Origin of the sequence: Leptospira sp. B5-022, from assembly GCF_000347035.1 — a bacterium.
Classification (GTDB): Bacteria; Spirochaetota; Leptospiria; order Leptospirales; family Leptospiraceae; genus Leptospira_B; species Leptospira_B cinconiae.
This window is the reverse complement of sequence record NZ_ANIJ01000032.1, coordinates 182,492-209,278: the sequence shown is the minus strand read 5'-3', so window position 1 is coordinate 209,278 and position 26,787 is coordinate 182,492. Positions and strand designations below refer to the sequence as shown.

Here is a 26,787-nt window from a genome sequence, read left to right as displayed (position 1 = left end):
TCTGGAATTGTGGCGGAATCAGACGATCTAATCATCGCAGGCAGAAGGTTCAAATCCAGGCTGTTTTTGGGTACCGGCAAATTCTCTTCCGGTACCGCTTTGGAACAAGCGATCCATTCTTCCGGAACGGAAGTAGTGACTGTCGCTCTTCGTAGAGTAGACCTGTCTTCGCCCCAAGACGATATTCTGACTAAGATCGATCGGGAAAAAATATTACTTTTACCGAATACGAGCGGCGCCCGGGATGCGGAGGAAGCGGTCCGTCTTGCAAGACTTTCCAGAGAATTAGGTGGGGGTAATTGGGTAAAACTAGAGGTGACCCCCGATCCGGTTTACCTTCTTCCGGATCCGATCGAAACACTCAAGGCCGCCCAGATCCTGGTAAAGGAGGGATTTCATGTCCTACCTTATATCAACGCTGATCCGATCCTTTGTAAACATTTGGAAGAAGCGGGGTGTGCCACTGTAATGCCTCTCGGTTCTCCGATTGGGACTAACCAAGGCATTCGCACCCTGGCAAATTTAGAAATTATTATAGAACAATCCAATATACCGGTAGTGGTCGATGCAGGGCTCGGCCTTCCTTCCCATGCCGCCCAAGCAATGGAGTTGGGAGCGGATGCGGTTTTAGTAAATACGGCGATCGCGATCGCAAAAGATCCTGCCAAAACAGCGTACGCTTTCAAACTTGCAACGGAAGCGGGTAGGATTTCCAGATTATACTCCAATTCCGGAACTTCCCGATCCAAAAAAGCATCGGCTTCCAGTCCTCTCACAGGATTTTTAGAAGAAGAATCTAGAAATGTACACGGAGTTATTTGACAAGATCTCCTTCTCGGAAGCGAAGGAAAGAGTATTATCTAAATCTAATATAGATATAGAGTCCGCACTCCATACCTCATCTTCCGGGAAAACGCTCAATTTCGAAGAATATCTTTCTTTATTGCATCCGACTGCCGATCTTTATTTGGAAGAAATGGCCCAGCTTTCTCTAAGCTGGACCAAAAAAAGATTCGGCAATACGATCTCTCTCTATATGCCGATGTATCTTTCCAACGAATGTAGGTCCTCCTGTGTTTATTGCGGATTCAGTTTTGAGAATAAGATCCCCAGAAAAACATTAAACGAGTCGGAGATCCTGGCCGAGTCGGAAGTTCTTTATTCCAAAGGGATCAGGCATGTTCTGATATTAACCGGAGAAGATTACTCTATTACAAATTTAGAATATTTAAAATCCGCGGTGAGGGTCTTAAAAGCATATTTCGATTCCATCTCCATAGAAATTTACCCTATGGACCGGGAAAAATACGAGGTATTGATCGGGGAAGGAGTGGAAGGTCTGGTAGTCTACCAAGAGACCTATGATCCGGAGGTCTATTCCAAATATCATCTGCGTGGGATGAAAAAGAATATGAGATACAGACTAGAGGCTCCGGATAGAGGTGGGCTTGCCGGCTTTCGACGTATCGGAGTAGGAGCGCTTCTCGGACTTTCTGATCCATACGGAGAAATGTTCCGTCTTGCTGAACATGCACATTATCTTTCTAAAAAATATTGGAGAACTACGATCCAAGTTTCCCTTCCTCGGATGAGACCGGCGGAAGGTGAGTTCGATAAAACGATCTCTGTATCCGATAGAGAGTATGTTCGATTTTTATTCGCGCTCCGTCTTTTTTTACCGGACAGTGGACTTGTACAATCCACTAGAGAATCCGTTCGGATGCGAAACCATTTGGCAGGAATGCCGATCACTCATATGTCCGTGGAATCTAGAACGGATCCCGGAGGTTATTCCGGCGGAGAAGAATTAAAACAATTCGAGATAGAAGATACGAGAAAGATCCAAGAATTTACGGAGATGTTAAAGAAGAAGGGACTGGACCCGGTCTTTAAGGATTTCGATCGGGCATTTTTTCAAGTACCCGATCGGATTGGCTAAGAGTCTACTGTTACGTCCCGGCTCTTTATACCCGGGATCATAGACGTATCAAGAACTTAAGTTTTGGTGCAAACGATAAGGATTATTTTTTTCCTTTATAACTTTCCATCAAGCAGGAGTTGAAGGCTGTACATTGACCTGCATGTGTTTCATAACAAGAAGTAACCGCTGTATAATTTTTGCGGCAGGTATTTAAACATCCGGCTCCGACTTTTTGTTTATCTGCAGCGCTAAGTTTTTTTTGCCCTTCTACACAGTTTGTATAAAAATCACAGATCTGATTGCATGCTTGGCTTTGAGCGGAAACGGAGGAGAATCCGGTGAAAACCGTGGCTAGCAATATTACGGTCGCAAGAATTGTTTTTTTCATGGGTGTGTTTTCTCCAAAGGACCTAGCGACGCAGGGATTCGAACCCCGGACCTGCGGATTATGATTCCGTTGCTCTAACCAGCTGAGCTACGTCGCCGTTATTCCTAGGAAATACCTCTGAGAGGTATTTACCGGTCATTTTTTTTGAATTACCGGCCTTGTCAAAGATTTCTCTCCGGGAGATCCGAAACCTTTCCTAGGATAATCTGGCCTTATATTCTTTAATCAGACCTTTGCCCAAGAAGATTGTTCCAGCTTTCGGGCGTTTTTCCATTCCCATTTTGTTCAAAAGTTGGTAAATTTTTTCTTTCTAATAGAAGATTTTCCAGACGAGACTGTAATGTTTTTCCTAAATTTTCCCATTCAGATTTGAGTTCATCCGGGAAGGAAAGTTTAGAATGGGATTCCATTTGGGTGAGAAGGTCAGGGATCAGCTTTTCTTCCAGCTCCTTCTTTCTAAGTTGGAAATGTTCGGATACGCGAATTTGAGAATGTGAATATTCTTCTTCCAATCTTGTAAGAAGGAATCTGTCGGATCGGCCGGAATATTTATCCAATAAACGGACGACTCTTTCCTCGAAGATCGCTTCCATTCCGACTTCCGTTTTCGGATGGGATTCTTTTTCGGTCCATTCTTCCAATTTACGCAATGTATCTTTAGTTTGCGGCCTTTCTTCGATCCACCGAGAAACTAATTCTTCATAGGCTTCCGTAAGAATACATACGAGGATCAAAAGTTGTAGTCCGAAGGAAAAATAGAACTTTGGTTTGAAAACAAATCCTTTCTCCGACTCTATCTTTCCCAATGCGGATAGAAGGGAGAAAAATTTGGAGTCCGCTCTTTTATATATGAACTTTTGGATCGCTATTTCTAATTCGGAAGAGCTTTGGGAATTTAATTCGTATTCGTGGATTTCTCTGATATCCGTTAAAGAACCTATAAAAAACGCCTTTGCTAAGGAAAAGGAGAAAGAGTATCTTTTTCCATTCTCTCTTCTTCCCCATAATTTTCTTTCGAGTAATAGAGAATCGGAATGTTTCTCTTCTTCTTTCCATACGATCTCAGGGATACAATGGATCTCTTGTCCAAAAATTTTGTTTAAGTGTTCTTGGCATTTTTCTAATTTTCCTAAAACACAAAAGTAAGAGTCCGTTAGGCTCTTTTCATCCGAGATCCAAAAGCAGAGTTTTTTCCCGAATAATACGGGTGGGAGTAAATAGGAGAAGGAAACTGGATCAGGAATGTCCACCTGTGTTCGGACAGGATAGGAGGGAAGGCTGGAGAGAAGTTTTGAAGAAGGGACCCAGTCTGCTAAGGGAACTAGAAGGTATTCTTCGGCTCCGTTCTCCTTTGCCCATGCCAATACGGATTGAAAATATTCTTTAGAGTTCGGAAATTCCGTTTCGGCATATATTTGACCTGAAAAAGAAAGTTCGGATGGATTAGGCCATTTGGCAAGGGTCTGCATGGTTTCTCCCATGATTATATTTTGAGCGTAGTGTACCAAACTAACGCAAGGGACAGGTCGAATAGAAGCAGAACTTTCGTTCTGAAAAATCTATCGAATCCATTCAATCGGAGTTTTTTACTGATTGCCTCAGGTTCAAGGATTTTTAGCCTGAGCATGGACTGCTTTTCCAGGGGCTCCTTCTTTTTTTACACAGAGGGAAGATACTTGCAAGATGGGTATTAGGATTTGGCACATCTCTTGCATGAGCATAAGCAGGACACGCTTTTCGCGTGCGAATTAGAGACCCCTAGTACAAACATATAGGAGATAAGTATCAATGGCGAAAAATGCCGCAGAAGTGATCGCTTTCGCAAAAGCGAACAAGATTCTTTTCTACGATTTCCGTTTTACGGATATTAAAGGAGCTTGGCACCACGTTTCTTACCACGTAGATTCCGTAGACGAAACTACTCTTAAAGGACTTCCTTTCGACGGTTCTTCCATCCCTGCTTGGCAGCCGATCCATAAATCGGACATGCAGTTGATCCCTGACCCGACTTCCATCTTTTTGGATCCGTTCACTGCAGATCCTACTCTTGTAGTATTCTGCGACGTTTGGGACATCTATAAAAACCAAGCTTATGAGAAATGTCCTCGTTCCATCGCTAAAAATGCGGTGAAATATCTGAAAGATTCCGGGATCGGTGACACCGTTTATTTCGGACCAGAGAACGAATTCTTCTTGTTCGACAGCTTAAAGGTAAGAGACGCGATCAATATTCAGTATTATGAATTAGATTCTTCCGAAGGTATTTGGAACTCTCACACAGATATGCCTGGTTCTATTAACACAGGACACCGTCCAGGAACCAAAGGTGGTTACTTCCCGGTAGCTCCTGTCGATTCTCAAGTGGATCTTCGTGCGGATATCGTTAAGACACTTCACAAGATCGGAATGGAAACTTTCGTGGTTCACCACGAGGTTGCTCAGGCTCAAGGAGAGATCGGAGTTAAATTCGGAACTCTTATCGAAGCAGCGGATAACGTTCAAAAACTGAAATACGTTGTTAAGAACGTAGCTCATAAATGGGGAAAAACCGCAACCTTTATGCCTAAACCTCTTTACGGAGACAACGGTAACGGTATGCACTGCCACCAATCCATTTGGAAAGACGGCAAAAACCTATTTGCAGGAAACGGATACCAAGGCTTAAGCGAAACCGCTATGAATTATATCGGTGGAGTTCTGAAACACGGAAAAACCGTAGCTGCTTTCACTAACGCATCCACTAACTCTTATAAGAGACTTCTTCCAGGATTCGAAGCTCCTGCGATCTTAGCTTACTCCGCTCAGAACCGTTCCGCTTGCGCGAGAATTCCGTTCGTAAGCGGTGAAAAAGCGAAACGTGTCGAGTTCCGCTTCCCGGATTCTTCTGCGAACCCTTATCTTGCATTTGCTGCATTGCTTATGGCGGGACTTGACGGTATCCAGAACAAGATCGATCCGGGACCACCTCGGGAAGAAGACTTGTTCGAACTTTCTCTGGATGAGATCCGCGAGAAGGGAATCCAACAAATGCCTCACACTCTTAGAGAAGCAGTCGAGCATATGTTGGCAGGTAAAGAAATTTTCAAAAAAGGAAACGTATTTACCGAAGAGTTCATCCAAACCTACAAAGCCTACAAATTCGAAACCGAAATTTGGCCTTGGGAAGGACGTCCTCACCCGTTTGAGTTCCTTACAACTTATTCTTGCTAATCGTAAGAATACGGTATGGATTAAAAAACCTCGAGATGTTCTCGGGGTTTTTTATTTTTTGTACTGAAGGATCTTAGTTCACTCTTTGTTATTTTAAACTATTTACAGGTTAAAATACATTCTTCTCATTTTATTTCCGTTTACCCGTTGTTGACAAATGCGATAAAGTTAAAAGCATAGACATCCAATAGTAGATGGAACTGGCTAACGGATATCTCCCAATGAACAATAATTTTTTAAATCAACCTAAAATAAAAAGAATAACAGAAATTATTCTTAAGGCTGTTCCATTTTTTGTCATCGTATGGGCTGTTTATTTTGCTAATAAAAACAAGTTTTTACAGGATGATGCGTTCATTACGTTTAGATATTCGGAAAATTTTGTGAACGGGTTCGGAATTGTATTCAATATCGGAGAATATCTTGAAGGGTACACAAATTTTCTTTGGATGTTGTTTGTGTCGTTAGGAATCCTGTTTAAACAGGCTCCTGAGAATTTTTCGATTCAATTGGGTTTGTTTTTCTATTCAGGTTCTTTATTAGTCTGGTATAGAATAGCAAAATTACTATTTAAATCTAACACTTTTCATATTGTTGGATTTCTGTTTATATTAGGTTTTAATTATTCTTTTTCTTCTTATGCGACAGGTGGACTGGAAACTTCCTTAATTACTTTTTTAATTAGTGTTACCGCCTATCTTACTTTGCGAACTTATGATCAACCGAAGTTTTCGGCTTTATCTTTGATTTTTTTGAGTTTTACTCTTTCTTTATTGTTTTTAACTCGAATGGATGCCGGTTTAGTCGCCATAGCAACAGGTATATTTTTATTGTTTAAAGTAAGAAATCAAGGGCGTGAATTATTTCGCTTTCTATTTTTAATAAGTTTTCCCTTCGCAATTATCGTTGGTTTGTGGTTTCTCTGGAAATTAAAATATTATGGGCATATTTTTCCGAATACTTTTAATGCTAAAGTAGGCGGCAATAATACGGACAGTCTACTCGCAGGAATCGAATATTTTCATCTATTCTTTTCTATATACTCACTTGGCCCTTTTTTAATATTAGGGATTATATTAGCGTTTTATAAATCGAATTTTAAAGCCTATTCCTTTCTCGGGTATTTGGGATCGTTAGTCGGATTGACTTCTTTATATATTATTTGGGTCGGTGGAGATTTTATGGAATTCAGGTTTATGACTCCTATTTTACCGCCAATAATTTTAGCTTTGTTCCTTATTTATCGGGAACAGGCAAGGCCCAATTTATTAATTGCCTCTATCTTAATTGCAACCAGCGTTTCATCATATTATTTTCGATTGCAAGATAGATTTTTTCTAGAACCTATTTCTAATTTTTCCGGAATGGAAACCACTCGTATGCTGGAAAAACATTTGAAGTCTCCGTTTGAAAATTGGAGCTCGATCGGTAAAAAATTCGCCGAATATTTTGGGAACTCGCAAGTTCGTTTGGCGGTAACGGCTGCTGGGGCGATTCCTTACTATTCGAAACTTTATACTTTAGACATGCTAGGATTAATGGATTCGAATGTCAGAAATCCGGATAAGTTCCTCACGAATGAGAGATTGAAGAGTGGTCATAAAAGATTTTCCAAAGTAAGTTACTTGAAGGAAAAGAAAATTAATCTGGTTATCAGCCATCCCATTATTAACTTAACGAATGATTTTGTAGATCAGTTTCCCGTGGAAGCGTACGTTATAAGTTCAAGAATGCCTAATTTAAAGATGAAAAGAGAAGTGGTTTTAAGGGAATTTTTCCCGCATATTTCTGATGAAGAAATGCAAAGTATACAATCTTTCAAATTGCTTTGGATTCCGATTAATGAGTCAATCAAAGTCCTTACGATCTATTTAAATCCCTCGGAAGACATTGATAGAAAGATCGCGGAAAATAACTGGGAATTAATTCAACTTTGAGTTTCTCTTCTTTTAACTAGATAAAGAAGAAGTTCCGGTTGTTTTTAAGGGATCTGATCTAAATTCGGTTTATCGGCTTCCGGATATTTAGCCAGGTATTCTCCCACAGTTTCTCTTTTTTTAGTCAATCTTTCCCTATGGTCGGAAATGATCTGACCGAAATCTAATTTGCCTGTGATGATCTCGTATCTTTCCGTTTCCATGGTACCTAGATCCAGATCGTAATCTATCTCGGAAGCCTGGTCCGCATATTTTCTGGCAGCTTCCCAGTAAGGAACAGCTTCTTTGTAAAATGAATCAGCTACCTCGAAGGACTGTTTTAGCTCGTGAGCGAAATCTAAATTATAGAAATATAAATGCCTTTTATCAAATTGAGAAGCGATCCTCATATAAGATCTCATGATCTGTAGATTCATATGCATGAAAATCAGAAGTCTGTATTTATGATATTCTTCTTCGTTTGTTACCCGGCAGAGTGCATTCCTGGGGTGACGGAATCTTTTTTGTAATCCTGCTTTTAAGAAGAATATGTTTCGCCTCAGTTCGTTCTCTTTATAATGAAGTTTGAGACCATACATTTCGTAATAATCTTCCAAAAACTTCGGTTCCCATTTGTGGAGTTTGTATGGGACCCAGTCCGAAAACTTGGTATATACACCATTCTTCTCGTATTCGTAATTATAATCCAGGTCCGGTTCCGTGCTGATGGAGACAGGGATAGAATTCAATTTTTGTAAAGTAGGGGAGAATAACAGAAAGACTAGGGTGGTAATTCTGGCTAGAATTTTGGTCTTTCTCGACATACTACCTAATTCTATCGGCCATTTCGTACAATCCTGGAAGGGAAAAGAAGTTCCGGAACATTCTACTTTAACAGAGGTGATTCTATCTTGTTGTACAGAATGGTTGATTTTGGGGTCGAAAAAGCCACTACGGAGCAAGAAATCTGGGAAAACATCAATTAAATTGTTTACAAAATCTGTTAAACTTTTATATATGTCCGTTATATTGGATTTTATCCAAAATAAGGGACTCCATATATGTTAAAAAATACAGTTACAAGCCCTCCGAGTCGGAACAAAAGATATTCACTTTTACCGGTCCGATTCTTTTTGTCTGTCGGACTCTTAGGATTCGGAACTCTTTGGGCCCAGGGGCTAGAGCCCCCTAAACAGGAAACGGTGACACAGGCCGAGACCACTCCTTTGAAAGCGCCTGCCGCCGAAGAAAAACCTTCCACCCCTTCTACCCAAACTCCAGCTACGACTGCTGCTCCTGCGGGGGATACAAAGGATAAAGATAAGGAGAAGGCACCTGCCGCTCCATATAAAAGTCCATGGAAAGGTAAGTTAGAGGGGGAGTTACTCGGAACTTTACTCTTAACTCCGGAACACCAAGATGCAGTGAAAAAAAATTCTAATCTATGGATTACGGATAATCTTCGTTTCGGTTTACAGATCCGTCCTAGATTCGAAAATTTTAATAATCAGGATTTCGATAGATCCACAAACGATTCCAAGAACTACGTCACTCAAAACAGCCAGTTCTGGACCCTTTTGGATATCAATGAGTCATTCGCGGTAAAATTGACCATCCAAGATACTCGTTTATATGGGCAATACAAGGATCCGAGCGGAACAGGATACGGACCAACTTCTTTTACGAATTCTATTGGAACGGCTTATGCACCCGGAAGCACGGTGCCCGTAAAAAATAATACGGATATCCGAGAAGCTTATGTGATCTGGAAAGATTTCCTTCCTTATACCAAACTGTATCTAGGTCGTCAGGTTTTTTCATACGGAGATTCTCGGATCATAGGTGCTCGTAACGATAGTCAGATCGGTAACTCTTTTGATGGGGTAAGAGTTACATTTGATACCAAAACCTGGTCCACTCATGCAGGTTATACAGTTCTTGCAGAAGAGAGTAACGGTCCGAACGGATTTGTGACTGCAAATAATCAGAAAGTCGGCGGAGCAAAAGCTCTGAACGATACGTATCTCGCTTTCTTATATAATACTTGGAAACCTTCCGAAGAACTCGTAGTCGATCTATACGAGATCGGTGTTATCAAAAAGTATAATACTACTACAGCAACCGGACCTCTTGTAGATCCGAATGAGAGAACGAACGGTCGAGACAATCTTTTCACTACCGGTATTCGTTTAAGTAATAGAACCGCTTCCGGTAGAAGTCTTCCTGTAGGAAAATCCTGGGACTGGGGAGTGGAATATGCAGCCCAGACAGGAAGTACCGGTCAAACGATCGATGCTTCTTGGGACATATTGAATACTACGATCGGAGATGGAGCGAACAAACATGCTGCCTATAAGGAAACAGTTCAGCATGACGCTTCCTTCTTCTTGGCTCAAACAGGTTATAACTATAAAGGTTTCCGAGTAGGAGTCCAATTCGCAAGAGCTTCCGGCGATCCGAATAGAACCGATGGAAAATCCGCAACCTGGGATCCTTTATTTGCCACAAGATCGGGTGGATTCCCTTATTTCGATTCAGGGAACGGTATCGCAAACTCAGCCTTTTGGTCGAATGTAAGAACTTCTTCCATTCATATTCAGTACTATGATGATACTTGGGGAAGATTCATTTTCGCGATTTACGATATTCGAAAGGATAAGGTTCAAGACGCGTGGTATGACGGTAACCGCAACGCAGTTACGGGAAGCACGGGGTACGATGCAAACGGAGACTTTGTAACGAATAAGACGGTTACCGGAAGTACTGAAAATTATGCCAATAATCCTTTCCTGAAAAATTGGCAACCAGGGCACAGGCTTTTATTGGAATACGACCTGATTTATATCAAGAAGATCGGCGACTACTTCTCTATCTGGGCCGGAGCTACCGTTCTTTATGCGGGAGATGCGATCAAAAACCAAAAACAATTCAATATCGATAAAAATAGTACCTATTTTTCACTTACTCTTCAGTTTGCCATCTGAATCGGGTAAACCCTCGAGCCCGGCCTTTTTTTGAGAAAGGATCGGGCTTTTTCTATCCTTTCCCCCTTTCCGCTCGTCCAAACAAGTACAGACCAAATCTAGGGGTTGTCACAGATCCGGGAATTCAGGATTGACCATACTTTTAGAAATCGCAACTTGGTTTCGAAAGTTATGGAGTCGATAATGAATCTTAGGAGAAAGAGAAATCCTATTTAGGTCTAATCGTCCATCCCATGAAGAAAATTCGGATCCTTCTCTCTCCAAAATTTAGGCTTAGAGCCGGACTTTTCATATTCTTCTTTTTTCTAACGAACTCATTACAAGCCCAATCCCAGGCTGTCTCAGAGTCCTGGATTTCCTCTTTGAACAGATGGCTAGAAACCGGTATCTCTGGTTCCGAATTCGGATTTAATTCCGCGATCTTCCTGGTATTAGGAGGTCTTTGTGCAAGCCTTCTTCCTTGCGTTTACCCTTTATACCCGATTACTGTAGGAATCATCCAGGCAAGGGGGGAAACCGCCACGAACAAAATGTTCCATCCTTTGGTGTATTACACCGGATTGGCGTTCATGTATTTTTGTTTCGGACTCGTGGCAGGAATTTCGGGAGGAGCCTTCAACACGTTACTTAGATATCCCGGAACAAATTTATTTTTAGCGGCACTTATTTTTTTACTAGGACTTGCTTCATTAGGATTTCTATATTTACCGATCTTCCCGAATAAAGAATGGAGAGGTTGCCAAGGTTGGAAAGGCACCTTCCTCTTGGGAATGGGAGCAGGTTTTCTTTCTTCTCCTTGTGTTGGACCGATCGTCGTTGCTATTTTGATCCAAGTAACTGCCGGAGTCCAAAGTATCAGTATTTACTCATTGGCCGTTTCCTCTTTCAAGATGGCATTATTCGGACTTGGTCTTGGGTTACCGTTTTTGTTTTTAGGAGTGTTTGGGCTTTCTCTTCCTCGCGGAGGTAAGTGGACTAGATGGATTCAGTTTGTCTTGGGATTCGTGGTCTTTTATTTTGCATGGTCTTATTACAACAAAGCAATGCAATTATGGTCGGTTCCTTTCGATTTGAGTCTTTGGATCTTAGCTGCAGCCTTTGGGGTTTTGATCACCGCATATTTTTATCAACCTAAGTCGCTTCTTTGTACCGAAAGAATGAAGAAGGCGCTACTTCTCACGGGACTGATCTGTTCTAGCGCGATCCTGATCCGACTTGCCGGTTGGGGAACAGTTCCAGGCGGGACCAAGAAGGATTTGGTGGAAGAGCATGGAAATTTAGAATGGCATCGAATTTCCGAGACCGCATTTGAGACGGCTCGTAACGAAGATCGTTTGGTATTTGCGGACTTTTACGCGGATTGGTGTTCTAATTGTAAGGCCTTCGAGGACTTGACCTTATCCGATATGAATTTGAACCAGGCCCTAGGGAAAACGATCCTCCTAAAGATCAAGGATGATGATAAGGATTTTATAATATATGAGAACGATCCTAGATTTCCGGAATTGAAGATCGGTCTTCCTTTTTTTGTGATCTTCTCTTCGGACGGAAAGGTCCTTTTTAAAACTACGAATTACTTAAACACGGCGGATATGATCCGCACCATCAAAGGTGAGAAGTTCCACGCCTCGGGGGAGTGAGGCGCAGAGATTTTTCACACAGAGACGTGGAACCGGAGAGAGGGATTAATTTCGCACGGAGGCCACTGAGTTCACAGTGAAATGTGATGTAGGAATTCCAACACGGATTTGGAAGAAAGCCTCTTGTTGACTAAGGATGGATTTTGTGATAAGGAGGATCAGGTTTCCCACGAGCCACTCCCCCCAATCCCAATGCAGGGTGGGGGCGGCCTTTGTTTCATGTAGGAGTTCAAACAAAGATATTGATTTCACTTCAGGGAATTCTTACGGTTGTGAACTCTTTGCAAAATTATTGGATTAAGCCGGAACAGGTTCCTTCTCCCAGAGTTTCCATTTCACTAAGAAGTAAATACCGACTAGTATGATCGCGATAGATACATACTGAGATTGTGAAAATCCATGCCAATAGTATCCGTTCAAGAAGGTAGTAGTCTCTCCGGTTGCTCCTGGAATGTTTGATTGGACCGGAGGATCGAAAAATGGGATCACTGCCTTATTCACTCTTAAGAATTCGATACCTAATCTTGCGATTCCATGTAGGATCAGATATTGAGCGCCTAAACTAAATCTTTTGAAGTTCTGGAACCTGGCCCACTTTTGGAAGTAGACGAAGAATAGAAAAGATATAACCGATTCCATGACCGGAGTATTCCAAACGGGAACCCCGCTTGGGACAGCGCTCGTAGGCCAGTAGGTGAATGTTAAAATTGGAATGTCCGCATGCGTTGCGAATCCGTAACAGCCGTCTCCTGAAACAAAACATCCCAATCTACCGATCGCATATCCTAATGCCATACTAGGAACCGCTGCATCCAAATAAGCTTTTATATCCAATTTGTTTTGGATCATATACAAGCTAATGAATAAGATCCCGAATAAGAATCCTCCGTAAAATACCAAACCGCTGCCGGAGAATAAACTGGACCAAAGTCCCGGGCGACCGGGAAAACCGTCAAAGTGAGTGAGTGGATATAAGTATTTTCCGTCGAAACCCGGAGTATCTACAAAGATTTGGTCCCAGATCTCAAAGATAAAAAATACCTTAGCACCTACGAATGTTCCGAAAACTCCTAAGATCAAAAGCCAATCCGCATGGGTCGGATCCAAATGTTTTCTTTCTAATTCTTTGGGTAAAAAATAAGAAGCCGCTAAAAATGCGATGACTACTAAAATGCTGAATGTGGAAATTCCTTCCCAACCGCTACTTATGTATTTCTGGACGAAAGGTACGAGTCCGGGAATATCTATGACTTTATACATGGTTCCTTCTTTGGATCTTTTTTCCCTTATATTCGTTCCCCGAATCGGGAAAGTTTCGGAGAGATTAAAAATTATTCCATATTTACGAATTCTGCCGGGTCCATAGGAGGATCATAACCTATATGAACCTCATAATGCACATGAGGCCCTGTGGCTTTCCCTGTGGAGCCTACATTTCCGATGTGCTGGCCTCTGGTCACTAATTGTCCTTTTTCTACTAAGACGACGGAACAGTGACCATACACCGTATAAAATCCGTTCAAGTGGTTGATACGAATACTTTTTCCAAGCCCTCCTGCGGATTGTCCATTATCTTCTATCACACCCGGAGCAGTTGCGTAGATCGGAGTTCCTTCTCCTGCTGCAAAATCGATCCCTGAGTGGAACTCTCCCATCTCCACTAGACCGAAAGGATCCACCCTTCCTCCGAACGTAGAAGTCACAAATCCTACTCCCGGTTTCAAAGGCCGACCTCTCGGCATAGCGTATAAAATGGATTCTCTTTCTTCCAAATAATCAAATGCGTTTTGGAATGCATGTTTGATCTTGTATAATTCGATATTTCTTTCTGCAAAACCTTCCACCGTATCGGAGTATAGATCCATGTTAGTCGAAGATTCCGGGATATGTTTCTTTAAACTAAATTCAGGTACGTAATCAAATGTGAGAATTCTTTTCCAAGGAACTTCTTCCCAAGCGACTAGGTTCAACTGCTCCGTCTTTTTTTCTAATCCGGTAATTTCTTTCTTAGCGTCTTTGAGAAGAGAGTTATAATAGAGAAAGAGTCCCACATTATTATCAGTCTCTCGGATCAACTCACGATTCGGTACGAAAAAGAAGTTCATGTAGACCACGAAAGCGCTCGCAAGCAGAAAAAGTAGAACGGAAAGTACTCCCAAGAATGCTGCCATAAAAACACTTAGCTCCACATTCAGAACAGCTTCGTGATCATGAGGCACGAGTAGGAAAGAAATTTTCCGAGACCCTTTTTCTTTGATTTTTAGCCAGGAAGAACGAAAGCGAAGATACTTGATCTTCAGCCTTTCTGCGGCTTTGGGGCGGTCTTCGAACTTTGCCTCGTTGTTCATAGATTTTTACTTGCAGGTAGGGGTCCGACAGGGATTATAGGACTTAACTATCCCATCATATGAAATTTCTGTCCAATCTCTTCAAGAAAAAAATAGGATCCGTCGACGACATTCTTATTTATCCGGAGGGACGGAGATTTTATCGGGATTCACATCCGATCCGCAAGACCATGATCGACGAGGATGCTGTTAAGATCATCCATCGTCTCCACAAATTCGGTTACAAGGCCTATATCGTAGGCGGAGGAGTGCGGGATCTTCTCTTGGGACGCAAACCAAAAGATTTCGACGTAGTCACAAACGCGACTCCGAATCAAATTAAAAAAATCTTTAATAACTGCCGTATCATCGGTCGCAGATTCAAGATCGTTCATATTCTTTTTAAGGGAAAGGTGATCGAGGTCAGCACTTTTCGTTCTCTTCCGGAACATCGTTTCGAAAAACATGTGGAAGAGCAGGACTATCTGATCAAACGAGACAACAAATTCGGAACACCTCAAGAAGACGCTGCACGAAGAGACTTTACCATCAACGCGTTATACTATGATATCCGTAACGATTCCATCGTGGATTATGTGGGCGGATACGAAGACATCCAAAGTAGACAACTCAGAGTGATCGGAAATCCGGATATTTCTTTCAGAGAAGATCCTGTCAGAATGTTGCGTGCAGTTAAGTTTGCAGTTCTTCTCGGCCTAAAAATAGACAAAGGGACTTCCAAGTCTATTAAGAAGAATGTCCACGAGTTGGAAAAAGCTTCTTCCTCCCGTATGTTGGAAGAATATAATAAAATTTTCCGCACTTGGAGAACTTCTCTTATTTTCCAAGGAATGGCCCAAAACTCTCTTTTAGAAGTTCTCTTTAAAGAAGCATTCGAGAAAGAAAGAAAGAAAAATCCGGATTTTGGGGACAAATTTTTAGAAACCAGAATCGGAAAACGTTTGGTGATCGCGGATAAATTATTGTCCGAGAGAGAGGAACTCACTCCTCAGATTTTCTATGCACTTTTATTTTCCGACCTCGCGGAAGAATCTTTAACGAAGAAGAGCGGGGGACACCTGGTCGCTTCTTTAAAACAATCCTTGGAGCCTATTTTTCAGAGATTAGGGACTCCTAAAAAAGATAAAGAAAGATTGATCAAGGTTTTCGCTTCCCAAGAAAGATTTACTCATACCGAGGACGATAAAGCTTCGCAAAATAATTTCTTCCGAAAGAAAGATTTTTTCTACGATGCATTTTATGTCTTTAAGATCAATGGGATCGCGGACAATAATGATCAAGCCTTGCAATCCGCATTTTTTTGGGAAATCTCCCTCCGAAAAAGACCGGTTTTACCGAATAGTATTGGCGGCGGAGGCCGAAAAGAGAGAGAAGGCCGTCCAAATAGAAACCGGAAAGAAAGAGAAGGCGGTGGCGGCAGATTTAAAGATCGTAATAAAAAGGGCCGTCAAAACGGGGAAGGCTCGAAGCCGCAACCGGAAGCAAATTCGACGGATTCCGATTTTACCGACTCAGAAGACTGATATTGATCTATTCGAAGGATTGGATCACGAATTGAAGACTGGTTTTCCCTTTGAAAGTGTTCTCTTCCAAACAACCCCAGAGATCCAACTCACCTTTTTCCCTTAACGATTGGGAGAACTCTTCCGCCTTATTCCAGATAATTGCTTGGATGGATTCGGAAGACGACAGAATTTTAAACCTTGCATGTTTGCCGTCCGACAAAGGACGATAAGAAAGTATTCTCGCACCTTTTACGGAAAGTAACGGCGCTGGATTTTCCATTCCGAAGGGTTCGAATAGCCCAAGCTCTGTATATAAATTTTCTCTTAATTCTTGAGGACGGAGACTCACGATACTTTTAGTTTCTTCTTGGAGGCTGGAAACTTTTTCGGATTCCAGCCAGTTTCCCGCTTCTTGGAAAAGAATTTCTGCGAGTTTCGGGATCTGATCTATGGAAAGCGAAAATCCTCCTGCTTCCTTATGACCTCCGAACTGGTGAAATACATTCTCCGCTTTTTTGAGAAGGTTTAGTACGTTCTCACTGCCGTACGCTCTTACACTTCCTTTAGCATGTCCATGATCCGGTGCGATGAATACTACGGGTCTTTTGTATTGTTCCACAAGTCTTGTAGCTACGATCCCGGAAACTCCGGGTTCGAAATCAGGTTCGTAACAGAAAAGGATGGGTCTTTCCGTTCTTTCCCTTTTTCTTTTTAGAAAACCTTCGACCCGGAATAGATTTCGTTTGGTTCTTTCTCTTCTTTCTTCGTTTAATTTTAGAAGGTTCGTTGTAAGAGATTCCGCTTCCTGCTGTGAGTTGGAAAGAAGAAGCCCGAGGGCCGCTTCCGTTTTCTGCATTCTACCTGCAGCGTTCAATACCGGTCCTATGCTCCAACCCAGATCTCTAGAGAGTACCTTCTTCTTATCTAAATCCAATTGAGAGAGAAGTTTTTCCAAACCGGGACGATGTGAAAAATCGCCCGTTTTGATCTTTTGTAATGTGGAACATCCTTCCTTAACGATGATCCGATTTTCACCCACCAGAGGCATCATGTCGGTGATCGTACCGATAGAAGCAAGGTCTAAATTTTTTAGAACCTGCTCCCAGATCGCTGGAGAAGAAGAGATCTGAGAATGGAAAACTTCCCTTTCCGGAAATTGAGTCTTGGAAATCGCGGACCAATCTATAAAATTTCCGGAAAAATGTTTTTCGGCTTCCGACTTATCCCCTTTAAAAAGTCTGATCCCGTTTTTTACGAGTGATCCGCTGAAAAATGTCTCTCCATCGGGGATCCAGACCAAAGAATTATAATGTTCTAATGTAGTATAAAGCCAGGCTGTGATCAGTTTCCAAGCGATGACGGAAGTGCAGATCTTTTCTGTAGGATAGAGAGAATCTCCTCTTTTTGGAGAGATAAGTTTGCAAGAAGAAGGTATTCTGTCCGGTATTTCGTGGTGGTCTAATACAACTACCTGCATTCCTTCCTTATTCAATTCTTCTATTTCTGCGCTGTTACTTGTTCCGAAGTCGAGAGTTACAAGTAAGTCCGGTCGAACCTCTCTCACATATTTCATCGCAGGTTCGCAGAGGCCGTAATCTTCTTCACTAGAAGTTTTTACGTTCAGTTTTCCAGGATGTATTTCTCGTAAAAAATTGGCTAGTAAGCTCGTGGAGCAAACTCCGTCGCTGTCTCTATCCCCATAAAGTAAGATCGATTTTTTTTCCCGAACGGCCGATTGGAGAATACGGATAGATTCATCCATGTCCGGCAATAAAAACGGAGAAGGAAGATCCGCAATCGTTTCGGTAAGGATCTTGGAAGGATCGGAAACTCCTCCGAACTTTGTCCCGAATACATGGTACTGGAGGGGGGTCAGGCCTTGGATGGAAGATTTTGGTAGGTTTTGAAAATCCGGTCCATGCTGGGGCATAATTACATGATACAATTTCCGCTGAATTTTGCCCCTGATTCGATTTCCAGATCCGGGGTGCGAACATCACCGACTAATTTTCCGGTCTTGCGGACGGAAACTTTGGAGGCAGCACTGATATTTCCTTTTAGGTCTCCCTCTATTTCCAAGGTCCCGGTCTCGATATCTGCCTCGACTCTTCCAGTCTCTCCCACGATCAACGAACCCGTGGTCTCAATGGTGCCTTTGAATTGGCCCTTGATCTTTAGCGCGTTATTGAAACGTAGTTTGCCTCGGAATTGGATGTCTTCCCCGATAATCGTGTCTATGGATTCTTCACTCATGAGTCTCCATTCTCGGACCCCGATCGGACCTTTCAAATGTTTTTCGAAGACATAAATCTGTTTTTTTGGGTCCGCACAGAGCTCACGGAGGGCACAGAGAAAAGGGGTTACCGGATGTAGGAGTTTCTACAAAATAAACTCTCCGTGATCTCAGTGTTCTCCGTGCGAAACGAACTAGAACGCTGCGACTAGAATTGTTTCGATCTCGTTTTTAGGAAGTTCCCTAGGAAGAGAATCCAAGAAAGGAAAAGAAGAAGCAAGGCTTGCGATCCCTGGCAGATCTATCTTACGCACCTCGTATTCGGAAAGCCTTTGCGGTATCTTAAGTTCGATATAAATTTTACGGATCCCTTCTACCGCTTTGATGGCCGCCTCGATTACAGAAATATTGGTGATGTCCTCGTCCAAGGCCTTTGCGATCATAACGTATTTTCCGGCGGAGGAAGTGAGGTTGTATTCCATCACGTGGGGAAGAAGAATGGACATTGCCTGGAAAACGTCCAGGTTCGTTAGGTTAGAAGCAGCCAATGAAAGTGCATAACAAAGTCCTAATGAACTGGAAGAATGGGACATCCCCACAAGAAGGCTCGCACCGAAGATCGCGTTTTTATACTGTAGGTTTTTAGGGTCCCTGATCGCAGGCACAAGATTCTTATAAATGATCTCTATCGCACGAAGGGAAGAAGAGTTTGTGAGTTCGTTGGAATATTTGGAAAGAATACTATCCACTGCGGCCGCTAAAATTCCCACTCCAACTTTTGCCACGTCGGCAGAAGTCATAAAACTACTGATCTTGGCGTCGGCGATCACCATCTCCGGAAAAAGAAATTCATTCGAGTAATAACGAACAGTCCTATCGTCATCCATGTATACTGTGGCGGTCGGGGAACATTCCAATCCCATTACAGGATGAGTAGGGATCAGAATAAGAGGGATCGGTTTTTTCAGCCTAAGATTTTTTTTCAGGATAAAAACGTCTTCAGCGAATGCGTCGTTATTCGCAAGGAGAGCGACTAACTTTGCCATATTCAAACTTTCGTAAGAACCGTAACCTATGATACAATTTGCGTTGGAGATCCTGGCGAAGTAGGCGGCAGTATCTAGTTCTTTTAATGTTGGTTCCTTCTCTATATTGTCGTAGAGAATGACACCGTCTATATGTTTTTCTAGAGAAGTTTTGATGATGGAGAACTCGTCCATATTCTCCAACTCGCTTTGAGTGGAAAGAATGACCGCACGATTGCCGATATTTTTGACGAAGTTCCCCATTTTGAAACCGCAATCGACTTCAAAATGGATTTTGGTGGGAAAACTAAAATTGATCCAGTCAGGGAGTATCGGCATTTTGTGTCGTTCTCCCTTTTAATTGAGAGGAAGTATGAAAAATCCGGAATCCAAGGGAAACAATTCCGGATTTAATTATGGATTAACGGCCTAGAAAGGATTCTGCGATACGATCAGCTACTGCGTTTAAGATCTCAGGGCTGAGATTATCGTAATCTCCGTTCTTTAATTTTTCCTTCACTTCTTTCAGCTTGTTAGAACGTTCCGAATCCACCGGACTTGCTACGATCTTTTGTGCGATCGTTTGCACTTCCGCTTGGATACGAGCTTCCGAAGCCTTTTGTTTTGCCGTGTCGGAAATAGAAATATTGTCGAATGATTCCTTAGATTCGGTTTTGCGTACAGGAGTCGACTTACGTGGCTCGTAAGATCCTCCACCAATGCCGCCAATTTTATCGATAGTCATGGGTTTTCCCTCTCACTCCAAAGTATCGGCATCTCCGACACGTCCGTTAAGCATTTTTTTAGGATTTGTATAGATTAGCACCACAAATTCTCCCTTTTCCGGGAATTTCAGGGATTCCAGCGTCTGAACGGGTTCTATTTTCAGGATTTCTTCATGGATTTTGGTTAATTCCCTTCCTAAAAGGATCGGAGAATTTGGAAAAATTTCGCGGATAGCAGACAAGGTGTCTCGGATCCTATGGACCGATTCGAAGATGGTAAGCACCCCTTCGAAGTTTTCCCATTCCTTGAGCTGGTTTCTTTTTTTGCCCTTCTTCTCTGATAGAAAACCTAAGAAGAGAGAAGGCTGCACTTGCCAACCGGAAACGGAAAGCATGGAGGTGAGAGCGCTTGCTCCCGGGATCGGAACGATCGGAATATTCTCCTCTCGTAAAATTCGAACTAGTTGGGAACCGGGATCGGAGACTCCGGGAGTTCCTGCATCCGAGACCAGGGCCAAAGTTTTCCCGGATTTTAGATCTTCTATAATACCTTTATAAGGTTCGGTTCCTTGGTCCTTGTATAAGGTCCTTGTCTGGGTGGAAATTTCGTAGGTTTGGAGAAGTCTTCTGCTATGTGAAGAATTTTCGCAATAGATAATATCCACTTGTTTAAGAACTTGGACCGCTCTGAATGTGATATCTTCTAAATTTCCAATCGGGGTGGCGACAACATAGGCGGTACCTGGTCGGACGATAAATTTAGAAGTCGTAGCTTCGATCATAGATTACAACCCGGCGGAGATTCTCCCGCTGGGCAGGCGCAGCCGGTAGCTGCATTTCCCTTAGTACAAGGATTACAAGCGGTTCCGACAGGACAAAGAGATTGGGTGGAAGCAGAACAGCTTGCCACAGTACATGCGGTAGGATTACAACTGGTATTGGTCCCGCAATGATCCGGATAGATGGAGCTACATCTTGTGACCGGAGTGGACATATTCGAAGTGATTCCAGTATTCAATAATGCTCTTAATGTAAAAGTATAAACCTCACATTTTTGGAACATCTGCACAGGCGAGAATGGCTGCAAATTTTCGATCGTCTGAGTTACTACATTGGATGTGGAAGCTTGGACTGCTAGCTGAGGAAAAGAAGGTTGGACCCCGTTTTCCAGATATAGGTTTGCGTTACTGATGGTTTCTCCCGCGGAAGGAATCGCAAAAGTGATATAAAGATTATAACCTACGAATTGAGGTTCCAGGTTGGTAATATAATATTTCAGATCGTATTCAGGCCGATGCGAATCTAGATTATCATACTTAGCAGTTATGGAAAAAATCTGGGGAACACCCACCGGTGTAAGGAACACATAAGGAGACTGGGTTACATCGGTATTCGTTCCGCAAGAGGCGAAAAATATAAAAAACGAGAATAAAACCGCCTGAACGGCAGGGTTTTTTAGGTTGCCCATCTTTAGGGTCTGTTGGATTCTAAATTTACAACCCACAAGGATAGAATTCGACCTTGGAGTGGTCTTACAACTAAAAAACTGAGGCTTCCTCACCGTGACTAGAGTTCGAACATTATTAATTTCCGTAGTTTTTGTAGTATTCTTCATTTTCTTATTGGTAGTCCTATTTTGGACCGACGACGACAAATCCGAATCCAAAAATAAACAAAGCGAAGCGGAAACATTAGCCAGTATTTTTGCCGGAGGATCGGGATCTACTTCCGGGCGTTCTGCTTATGGAAAAACAGGCGCAGATCCTTCTTTATTCGATTCCGACTCTGCTTTTTTCAAAGCGGGAAAAGCGGAATATCGGGAACCGGAAGCGGGGGAGCCTTCTTCCGAAAATAAACCGGGAGCGCCTATTGCCGATTCGGATAACCCTGTAAATCCTCAAACAGGAAAACCGTATACAAACGAAGAGATGGAAAGATTTGCTCAGTTAAAGGAGAAGTTTCCGAATAACTCGCTTCTTCCTAGCCGGATGAGCCCAGCGGAAAAAGAACAGAGAAAAGTATTCGAACAAAGAGTGTCCGAAGCTACTAGAGCAGTCTTAAGCCGTACCGCATCCAAGGAGCAAACGGTAACGTATTACGATTATATGGAAAAACAATCCAAGGATAGATTGGAGATCGTAAAATACTTGGTGGATCTGCAGAAAGGTTCCGGAGATCCAGAGCAAGAAAAGAAATTAGAGACCATCCAACAAACTATGATCCAACAATTGGAACAAGTGCAGAAGGATAAACAAAGAGCTTACGAACAAGCCGGACTTTAAAAAGAGATCTCGCTCAAGATCGGAAAACGGAAGCTGGATTTAGGATCCAAACCGTACTCGTCCAAATGAAAAGAAGGTGGAAGCCTTTCTCTTTTCCATTGGCTTGCGGAGAACAATTTTAGAAATTTCTTTTTGCCTTCCTCCGCTTCTTTGGGATCGGACCATTCTTGGGATCCTAAAAGATGATCCGGAGATTTTCCGAGGAATACAAAATTCCTTTCTAATTTTTGGAGAAGAGGGTAAGGCATTAAGTCCTTCTCGTCTTCTTGTTTTTCCGAAAGTGGCTTTAGTTCGGCGGTAGGTTTGGCATTGAGAATTTCTTCCAGCGATTGTATTCGAGGAAGAATAATATCTTTTCCTTCATAAACATTCTTTAACCAAGAAAGTAAAAATTCCTTACTGACTCCGGTGAGTGGTGCAACAGAACCGGAAGAATCCCCATCCATTGTAGTGTATCCTACGCTCGCCTCACTTCTATTTCCCGTTGAAAGCAGAAGATGGCCATTCAGATTGGCAAGTAACCAAATCAAAGGAGACCTGACTCTGGCTTGGATATTTTGTAGCGCAAGATTATGTTCTTTCCAGTTCGGAACAAGACCTTTGACGGCGGAAATTTTTTCCAACATGGATTTTACTTCCGAATCCACAGTGATCTCTGCATGAGTAAAACCTAATTCTTCCGAAAGTTGTTTTGCGGAATTTTTAGTTTGTTCGGAGTTATTTTCCGTTCCTTGGAAAAGTGTGAATAATAGATTTTTAGGATCGAATCCTAAGGATTCCAAATATTTGGGTCCGAGTTCTTTTTCGGAGAATAGGATTGCCGCCTTTACAAGAAGTGCACAGGTAGCGCTATCCGCCCCGCCGGAAAGTGATAATGTATATCCTTTTGTTTTGGATTTGATCAGATAGTCGAATAGACCAAGAGAAACGGCTCGGGTAAAATCATGAAATAGATCCGACTTGGAAACTTGGACAGAATTATTAAAGTCCTTTTGGGACCTGAGAGGCTGGATCTCTATTCTTTGCAGACCTTTTCCTCTGGATCTAAATTCTCTTGTGCCGGAAGATCTAAAATTCCTTGCACGATTGGATCTAAGTTCGGTGGAATCGAGATCTAAATGAGTACTTTCAAAATCCGTAAAGTGAAGTTTGGGGCCTTCTTCTTTTATATTTCCGTCTACGATCCCCATACAACCGCCTTCGAAGATCAAACGGCCTGACTCGTTTCCGTCCAAATTCGCATATAGGATCGCCGTAGAAGAATTTCTGGAAGACTCGGAGAACATTTTTTTTCGGATTTTTTGTTTTCCCAAAGCAAAGTGAGAAGCCCCCGGAGAAAGAATAAGATCCGCTCCTGCTTCTACCAGGTATTGTCCTGGTCGTGTTTGGACCCAGGAATCCTCACAGATCTCTATTCCGAAATTAAAATCAGGACTTTCAAAAAGGATGGAGCCGAAAGGAAGTTCCGATCCATCCGGAGTGATCGCATAATTTCTGGATTCTTCGCCCTTTGTGAACCATCTATTTTCGTAATGTACTCCTGTTTGTGCTAGGTTCTGTTTCGGGACAAGACCAAGGATTTGCCCGTTCTGTAATACCGCCGACACATTAAATAGATAAGGACTTTGGAAAAACGGAAGCCCGACAATTACGGTCTTACCGGAGCTAGCCTTCGCGATCTCTAAAAGACTTTTCCAAGACTGTTCCCAAACCCAAGGAAAATAAAAAGTGTCCTCACAACCGTAACCGGAAATACAAAGTTCCGGAAAAAGGATTAGAGAAGAATTTTGATTGGCCTGGATCGCAGACAGGATCTTTTCTCGATTTCCTTTAAAATCCAGTGCGGTCGTTTTTAAACTTACGGCTGTGCAACGGTAGACGGACATTTCACTCCTAGTATCCTAATATCGGGACTTGAGAAAAGGATTTTTTGTTCCGCACGGAGTTCACAGAGTGCGCGGAGTGCGGGATGTAGGAGTTCCAACAACGCTCGTTAAACTCAATTCCTCTGTGTTCTCAGTGCTCTCTGTGCGAACCGATCTCCAAATATATCCTTTCCGCTGCACCTCTGCCTGTTTCCACAAATTGGCGATTGGAAAAGCGAATGGCCTCTTTTCTTTCGGCGCTTAATTGTAGTATTTCTAAAACTTCTTCTTTCGTGCGGATAATAAATAACCCGCCTCTATGATTGAGTTCAATCGCTTCCGGAGCATGGTTGATCCTAGGACCGCTCAAAAGTGGAAGTCCGAAATAGGCAGGCTCCAATACATTATGCACTCTATTATGTATCGCTCCTCCTACGTAGGCAAAGTCCGCGGCTCTATACGCGTGCGCCAAGATCCCAAGCACATCAAATAAGATGACTCGGGAAGAAATCGAATCAAACTCCCTCCGAGAATACAAAGTATAATCCGGAGTGAAACTTTTGATCTCCGATTCCAACTGTGTGATCCTTGTTGGATCCGTTTTATGGGGGAAGATCCAGAACGCGGTATTTTGGAGAGAAGGTTCCTTTAAAAGCGGAAGTAGTAGTTTTTCACAAGGCTCGTATGTAGATGCGAGTAAAAATACCTGAGAGAAAGGATAATTTATGGGTCTTTTAAATTCTCTTTGGCTTGTTTCTATTTTTTGGATTACAGAATCGAATCTGGAATCTCCAAGTGTTTTGATGAATTTTTTTGGTCCGAGTAATTCTTTGAACTTCTCTTCCCCGGAAGAATGAGAAGTGAGAATTTTATCGAATAAGGAAAAGGCTGCTTTATAGAATTTTTTTTGGACAAATCCTTTTGGAGAAGTAATCACGGCTGAAGCAAGGACGGTCTGGATCCTTCTTCTTTTAGCGGCTAAAAGTAAATTAGGCCAACGATCCCAAGCCATACATACTAAAACATTGGGAGAAAATTTATTAAAGATAAAATTATAACTCCAAGGAAAATCCAAAGGCAGACGAAATTTCAGATCCGCCGGAAACGCCTCTAAACTGGAATCTCTTACGGAATCGGAGAATACACTTTGGAGAAGAAAAGTTTCCGGTTCCTTCTTCTTATATACTAAAGCAAGCGCCTTACATTGGTCCAGTTCTCCAACCGAAGCCGCGTGTAGCCAGACCACTTTTTGTGCTTTAGGTGCGAAAGGGTAGGAAAGTATCCTTCTCTTATCTTCTTTTCTGATTTTGAGAAAATTTTTTGCGCTCGGGAGGAAGAGTGAGAAAACGAAAATCCAGGGCCAAAGAAGGATCGTCAAAATCCGATACGTTATTAGCATAGTGGTATGAGATCTCCCCTTTTTGTATTCGACCTAATGGATACCTTGATCCAGGACCCATTTCATCTGGCATTAAAAGAACTTTTAGCCAGAGAACATTGGGAAGATTTTAAGAACGGTCGGGAAAAGCAAGCCTTCTTGGATTTTGAAATGGGAAGAATCGAAGAAGAGGATTTTTTCCGGAGATTCTATTTGGATTCTCATAAGGACAAGGGACTTCCTCATCCCAAGGATCTGAAGGAGAAGATGTTTTCCAAGATCAATCCTATTTCTGAAACTTTGGGGATCGTAAAAAGCCTCAAGGGCAAAGGTTTTTCCGTGGTTCTCGCGAGTAATTATTCAATTTGGTACAAAGAAATCCTGAAATTTCCGGAGATCGGGGAAATTCTTCATTCTCTGGATGCGATGTATTTTTCCTGCGAGATGGGTGTGAGAAAACCTGCCCAAGAATATTACCAATGGATAGAGACCGATTTCCCGGGAAAAGATTATGTGTTCGTAGATGATAACCCCACAAATGTGGAAGTTGCAGGGTATATGAACTGGAATGCGTTTAAGTTCAATCCTAAAAGGCCGGAAGAGCTAAAGGATTTCCTTATAGAGCAGTACCCCAATTGTCTTTGACATCCGCTCCCGGATACGATTCTTCTCTGCTGTCTATGAGTATCCCCAATCGGTCCATGTAAAAATAAAATTCACCTTTGGGTTGGAAAGGATTCGGCTTGATCCGGATGGAAACCAACTCTAAAGGAAAACGAAGAGATTGGTTCAGTCTGATATTTTTTGCAGGCACAGCAATTTTGGTCTCTATCCTTTTCCAGCCGTCGAATTTCAGATCTCCCAGTTCTAGAACGATCTCTTTGGATTTTTTCTGATGGAATACCAACTCCAAAACCACGTTATAATTATTGGAATAAGCCCAGAAAAACACGCGGGTTGGAATTCCGATCGGAAGACGGATCGGCTCCTTAGGGCGGATCTCCAGATGTTCATGTTTTGGATTTTCGAAGAATGTTTGGACCATCATGGATCTGTATTCTTCTTTTGGAGAAGCCTTGTACAATTCTCTTTCTTTCAAGAATGCGGGAGAGTCGGGGATTTGGGAAACATAGTCTATCCTATTTAAGAAGGATACTCCTCGGTACACTTCCCAAGGTCTTTCTCCTTCGAATGAATCCACTAGAAAAAGATTGTAATGCTTCCAATCGATTAGTACTTTTTCTAATTGAAGGACTCTACTTGCCTCATCCTGGTCCCGTTTGACTGGAGGGGCCCAGGTAGCTTTAGGAAGGATCCAAAAACTTAGGCAAAAACAGAATAGAAAGGTCCGGGCCACTCTAGATCTT

The 26,787-nt window shown here is 42.4% G+C and carries 23 protein-coding genes and 1 tRNA gene; 9 read left to right on the top strand and 15 right to left on the bottom strand.

All coding sequences use genetic code 11. The features are described from left to right. The first annotated feature begins 9 nt into the window (after positions 1 to 9). Together LEP1GSC192_RS14780 and thiH are read left to right on the top strand one after the other, a co-directional pair. Positions 10 to 822, top strand: coding sequence for a thiazole synthase (locus LEP1GSC192_RS14780; RefSeq protein ID WP_020770697.1), 813 nt, complete (start codon positions 10 to 12; stop codon positions 820 to 822). Continuing rightward, entirely contained in the window at positions 803 to 1,939 is a 1,137-nt protein-coding gene (gene thiH / locus LEP1GSC192_RS14775; RefSeq protein ID WP_020770659.1) for a 2-iminoacetate synthase ThiH, read from the top strand. Before LEP1GSC192_RS14780 ends, thiH begins: the two co-directional genes overlap by 20 nt. An 82-nt stretch (positions 1,940 to 2,021) precedes the next feature. On the opposite strand, the gene LEP1GSC192_RS14770 is transcribed toward thiH, so the two are convergent. The 3 genes from LEP1GSC192_RS14770 to LEP1GSC192_RS14760 all read right to left on the bottom strand — a co-directional run bounded on the left by LEP1GSC192_RS14770 (position 2,022) and on the right by LEP1GSC192_RS14760 (position 3,778). Continuing rightward, positions 2,022 to 2,309 (bottom strand): Cys-rich protein, encoded by a 288-nt coding sequence (locus tag LEP1GSC192_RS14770; protein ID WP_020770848.1) that lies wholly within the window; start codon positions 2,307 to 2,309, stop codon positions 2,022 to 2,024. 23 nt (positions 2,310 to 2,332) lie between these two features. Then, a tRNA-Met gene (locus LEP1GSC192_RS14765) sits at positions 2,333 to 2,406 on the bottom strand. Between the two features lie 124 nt (positions 2,407 to 2,530). Continuing rightward, entirely contained in the window at positions 2,531 to 3,778 is a 1,248-nt protein-coding gene (locus tag LEP1GSC192_RS14760) for a hypothetical protein (RefSeq protein WP_020770641.1), read from the bottom strand. A 319-nt stretch (positions 3,779 to 4,097) separates the two neighbouring features. Here LEP1GSC192_RS14760 and glnA point away from each other — a divergent pair, with 319 nt between their 5' ends. Together glnA and LEP1GSC192_RS14750 are read left to right on the top strand one after the other, a co-directional pair. After that, positions 4,098 to 5,519, top strand: coding sequence for a type I glutamate--ammonia ligase (gene glnA, locus LEP1GSC192_RS14755; protein WP_020770730.1), 1,422 nt, complete (start codon positions 4,098 to 4,100; stop codon positions 5,517 to 5,519). 221 nt (positions 5,520 to 5,740) lie between these two features. Beyond that, positions 5,741 to 7,456 (top strand): hypothetical protein, encoded by a 1,716-nt coding sequence (locus LEP1GSC192_RS14750; RefSeq protein WP_020770797.1) that lies wholly within the window; start codon positions 5,741 to 5,743, stop codon positions 7,454 to 7,456. Between the two features lie 44 nt (positions 7,457 to 7,500). On the opposite strand, the gene LEP1GSC192_RS14745 is transcribed toward LEP1GSC192_RS14750, so the two are convergent. Next, positions 7,501 to 8,259: a hypothetical protein gene (locus LEP1GSC192_RS14745; RefSeq protein ID WP_020770858.1), complete on the bottom strand. Its 759-nt coding sequence runs from the start codon at positions 8,257 to 8,259 to the stop codon at positions 7,501 to 7,503. A gap of 237 nt (positions 8,260 to 8,496) precedes the next feature. Here LEP1GSC192_RS14745 and LEP1GSC192_RS14740 point away from each other — a divergent pair, with 237 nt between their 5' ends. Then, positions 8,497 to 10,419 carry an alginate export family protein gene (locus LEP1GSC192_RS14740; protein WP_020770765.1) on the top strand — a complete coding sequence of 641 codons (1,923 nt, stop codon included), beginning with the start codon at positions 8,497 to 8,499 and terminating at the stop codon, positions 10,417 to 10,419. A 233-nt stretch (positions 10,420 to 10,652) separates the two neighbouring features. Further along, the gene (locus LEP1GSC192_RS14735; protein ID WP_020770610.1) at positions 10,653 to 12,059 is read left to right on the top strand and encodes a cytochrome c biogenesis protein CcdA; all 1,407 of its coding nucleotides are present in this window, start codon (positions 10,653 to 10,655) and stop codon (positions 12,057 to 12,059) included. 297 nt (positions 12,060 to 12,356) lie between these two features. Here LEP1GSC192_RS14735 and LEP1GSC192_RS14730 read toward each other — a convergent pair whose 3' ends face one another. Together LEP1GSC192_RS14730 and LEP1GSC192_RS14725 are read right to left on the bottom strand one after the other, a co-directional pair. After that, on the bottom strand, positions 12,357 to 13,319 hold the full coding sequence (locus LEP1GSC192_RS14730) for a prolipoprotein diacylglyceryl transferase (protein ID WP_020770874.1): 963 nt from the start codon (positions 13,317 to 13,319) through the stop codon (positions 12,357 to 12,359). A gap of 71 nt (positions 13,320 to 13,390) precedes the next feature. Beyond that, the gene (locus LEP1GSC192_RS14725; RefSeq protein WP_020770816.1) at positions 13,391 to 14,407 is read right to left on the bottom strand and encodes a M23 family metallopeptidase; all 1,017 of its coding nucleotides are present in this window, start codon (positions 14,405 to 14,407) and stop codon (positions 13,391 to 13,393) included. A gap of 59 nt (positions 14,408 to 14,466) precedes the next feature. Between LEP1GSC192_RS14725 and pcnB the strand changes: the two genes are divergently transcribed. Continuing rightward, complete coding sequence (gene pcnB, locus LEP1GSC192_RS14720; protein ID WP_036090346.1) at positions 14,467 to 15,930, top strand: polynucleotide adenylyltransferase PcnB; 1,464 nt, start codon at positions 14,467 to 14,469, stop codon at positions 15,928 to 15,930. Positions 15,931 to 15,937: 7 nt separating this feature from the next. On the opposite strand, the gene recJ is transcribed toward pcnB, so the two are convergent. The 6 genes from recJ to LEP1GSC192_RS14690 all read right to left on the bottom strand — a co-directional run bounded on the left by recJ (position 15,938) and on the right by LEP1GSC192_RS14690 (position 21,363). Further along, on the bottom strand, positions 15,938 to 17,842 hold the full coding sequence (gene recJ, locus LEP1GSC192_RS14715; protein ID WP_020770670.1) for a single-stranded-DNA-specific exonuclease RecJ: 1,905 nt from the start codon (positions 17,840 to 17,842) through the stop codon (positions 15,938 to 15,940). A gap of 2 nt (positions 17,843 to 17,844) precedes the next feature. Then, a complete protein-coding gene (locus LEP1GSC192_RS14710) occupies positions 17,845 to 18,165 on the bottom strand; it encodes a polymer-forming cytoskeletal protein (protein ID WP_010515397.1) in 321 nt (106 codons plus the stop codon). 174 nt (positions 18,166 to 18,339) lie between these two features. Then, a complete protein-coding gene (locus LEP1GSC192_RS14705; RefSeq protein ID WP_020770822.1) occupies positions 18,340 to 19,509 on the bottom strand; it encodes an iron-containing alcohol dehydrogenase in 1,170 nt (389 codons plus the stop codon). 82 nt (positions 19,510 to 19,591) lie between these two features. Then, the gene (locus LEP1GSC192_RS14700; RefSeq protein ID WP_020770676.1) at positions 19,592 to 19,915 is read right to left on the bottom strand and encodes a flagellar biosynthesis anti-sigma factor FlgM; all 324 of its coding nucleotides are present in this window, start codon (positions 19,913 to 19,915) and stop codon (positions 19,592 to 19,594) included. A 12-nt stretch (positions 19,916 to 19,927) separates the two neighbouring features. Further along, positions 19,928 to 20,677, bottom strand: a complete 750-nt coding sequence (gene rsmI / locus LEP1GSC192_RS14695) for a 16S rRNA (cytidine(1402)-2'-O)-methyltransferase (RefSeq protein WP_020770613.1) — start codon at positions 20,675 to 20,677, stop codon at positions 19,928 to 19,930. Continuing rightward, complete coding sequence (locus tag LEP1GSC192_RS14690) at positions 20,674 to 21,363, bottom strand: hypothetical protein (protein WP_020770879.1); 690 nt, start codon at positions 21,361 to 21,363, stop codon at positions 20,674 to 20,676. The genes rsmI and LEP1GSC192_RS14690 overlap by 4 nt, the downstream gene beginning before the upstream one ends. A gap of 94 nt (positions 21,364 to 21,457) precedes the next feature. Here LEP1GSC192_RS14690 and LEP1GSC192_RS14685 point away from each other — a divergent pair, with 94 nt between their 5' ends. Beyond that, a complete protein-coding gene (locus LEP1GSC192_RS14685) occupies positions 21,458 to 22,177 on the top strand; it encodes a hypothetical protein (protein WP_020770669.1) in 720 nt (239 codons plus the stop codon). Here the strand turns inward: LEP1GSC192_RS14685 and nadE are convergent. Further along, complete coding sequence (gene nadE, locus LEP1GSC192_RS14680; protein ID WP_020770595.1) at positions 22,174 to 24,063, bottom strand: NAD(+) synthase; 1,890 nt, start codon at positions 24,061 to 24,063, stop codon at positions 22,174 to 22,176. The genes LEP1GSC192_RS14685 and nadE overlap by 4 nt on opposite strands. A gap of 130 nt (positions 24,064 to 24,193) precedes the next feature. Next, complete coding sequence (locus LEP1GSC192_RS14675; protein WP_020770615.1) at positions 24,194 to 25,441, bottom strand: 3-deoxy-D-manno-octulosonic acid transferase; 1,248 nt, start codon at positions 25,439 to 25,441, stop codon at positions 24,194 to 24,196. 6 nt (positions 25,442 to 25,447) lie between these two features. Between LEP1GSC192_RS14675 and LEP1GSC192_RS14670 the strand changes: the two genes are divergently transcribed. Next, the gene (locus tag LEP1GSC192_RS14670) at positions 25,448 to 26,065 is read left to right on the top strand and encodes a haloacid dehalogenase (protein ID WP_020770706.1); all 618 of its coding nucleotides are present in this window, start codon (positions 25,448 to 25,450) and stop codon (positions 26,063 to 26,065) included. On the opposite strand, the gene LEP1GSC192_RS14665 is transcribed toward LEP1GSC192_RS14670, so the two are convergent. Then, positions 26,037 to 26,777 (bottom strand): flagellar filament outer layer protein FlaA, encoded by a 741-nt coding sequence (locus LEP1GSC192_RS14665; RefSeq protein WP_020770687.1) that lies wholly within the window; start codon positions 26,775 to 26,777, stop codon positions 26,037 to 26,039. The genes LEP1GSC192_RS14670 and LEP1GSC192_RS14665 overlap by 29 nt on opposite strands. Positions 26,778 to 26,787 lie beyond the last annotated feature (10 nt).

What these genes read in the sequence shown, in the direction of transcription:
- thiH (WP_020770659.1), top strand. Translation starts at nt 803, where the DNA reads ATGTACACGGAGTTATTTGACAAGATCTCCTTCTCGGAAGCGAAGGAA.
- LEP1GSC192_RS14770 (WP_020770848.1), bottom strand. Translation starts at nt 2,309, where the DNA reads ATGAAAAAAACAATTCTTGCGACCGTAATATTGCTAGCCACGGTTTTC.
- LEP1GSC192_RS14760 (WP_020770641.1), bottom strand. Translation starts at nt 3,778, where the DNA reads ATGCAGACCCTTGCCAAATGGCCTAATCCATCCGAACTTTCTTTTTCA.
- glnA (WP_020770730.1), top strand. Translation starts at nt 4,098, where the DNA reads ATGGCGAAAAATGCCGCAGAAGTGATCGCTTTCGCAAAAGCGAACAAG.
- LEP1GSC192_RS14750 (WP_020770797.1), top strand. Translation starts at nt 5,741, where the DNA reads ATGAACAATAATTTTTTAAATCAACCTAAAATAAAAAGAATAACAGAA.
- LEP1GSC192_RS14745 (WP_020770858.1), bottom strand. Translation starts at nt 8,259, where the DNA reads ATGTCGAGAAAGACCAAAATTCTAGCCAGAATTACCACCCTAGTCTTT.
- LEP1GSC192_RS14740 (WP_020770765.1), top strand. Translation starts at nt 8,497, where the DNA reads ATGTTAAAAAATACAGTTACAAGCCCTCCGAGTCGGAACAAAAGATAT.
- LEP1GSC192_RS14735 (WP_020770610.1), top strand. Translation starts at nt 10,653, where the DNA reads ATGAAGAAAATTCGGATCCTTCTCTCTCCAAAATTTAGGCTTAGAGCC.
- LEP1GSC192_RS14730 (WP_020770874.1), bottom strand. Translation starts at nt 13,319, where the DNA reads ATGTATAAAGTCATAGATATTCCCGGACTCGTACCTTTCGTCCAGAAA.
- LEP1GSC192_RS14725 (WP_020770816.1), bottom strand. Translation starts at nt 14,407, where the DNA reads ATGAACAACGAGGCAAAGTTCGAAGACCGCCCCAAAGCCGCAGAAAGG.
- pcnB (WP_036090346.1), top strand. Translation starts at nt 14,467, where the DNA reads ATGAAATTTCTGTCCAATCTCTTCAAGAAAAAAATAGGATCCGTCGAC.
- recJ (WP_020770670.1), bottom strand. Translation starts at nt 17,842, where the DNA reads ATGCCCCAGCATGGACCGGATTTTCAAAACCTACCAAAATCTTCCATC.
- LEP1GSC192_RS14710 (WP_010515397.1), bottom strand. Translation starts at nt 18,165, where the DNA reads ATGAGTGAAGAATCCATAGACACGATTATCGGGGAAGACATCCAATTC.
- LEP1GSC192_RS14705 (WP_020770822.1), bottom strand. Translation starts at nt 19,509, where the DNA reads ATGCCGATACTCCCTGACTGGATCAATTTTAGTTTTCCCACCAAAATC.
- LEP1GSC192_RS14700 (WP_020770676.1), bottom strand. Translation starts at nt 19,915, where the DNA reads ATGACTATCGATAAAATTGGCGGCATTGGTGGAGGATCTTACGAGCCA.
- rsmI (WP_020770613.1), bottom strand. Translation starts at nt 20,677, where the DNA reads ATGATCGAAGCTACGACTTCTAAATTTATCGTCCGACCAGGTACCGCC.
- LEP1GSC192_RS14690 (WP_020770879.1), bottom strand. Translation starts at nt 21,363, where the DNA reads ATGGGCAACCTAAAAAACCCTGCCGTTCAGGCGGTTTTATTCTCGTTT.
- nadE (WP_020770595.1), bottom strand. Translation starts at nt 24,063, where the DNA reads ATGTCCGTCTACCGTTGCACAGCCGTAAGTTTAAAAACGACCGCACTG.
- LEP1GSC192_RS14675 (WP_020770615.1), bottom strand. Translation starts at nt 25,441, where the DNA reads ATGCTAATAACGTATCGGATTTTGACGATCCTTCTTTGGCCCTGGATT.
- LEP1GSC192_RS14670 (WP_020770706.1), top strand. Translation starts at nt 25,448, where the DNA reads ATGAGATCTCCCCTTTTTGTATTCGACCTAATGGATACCTTGATCCAG.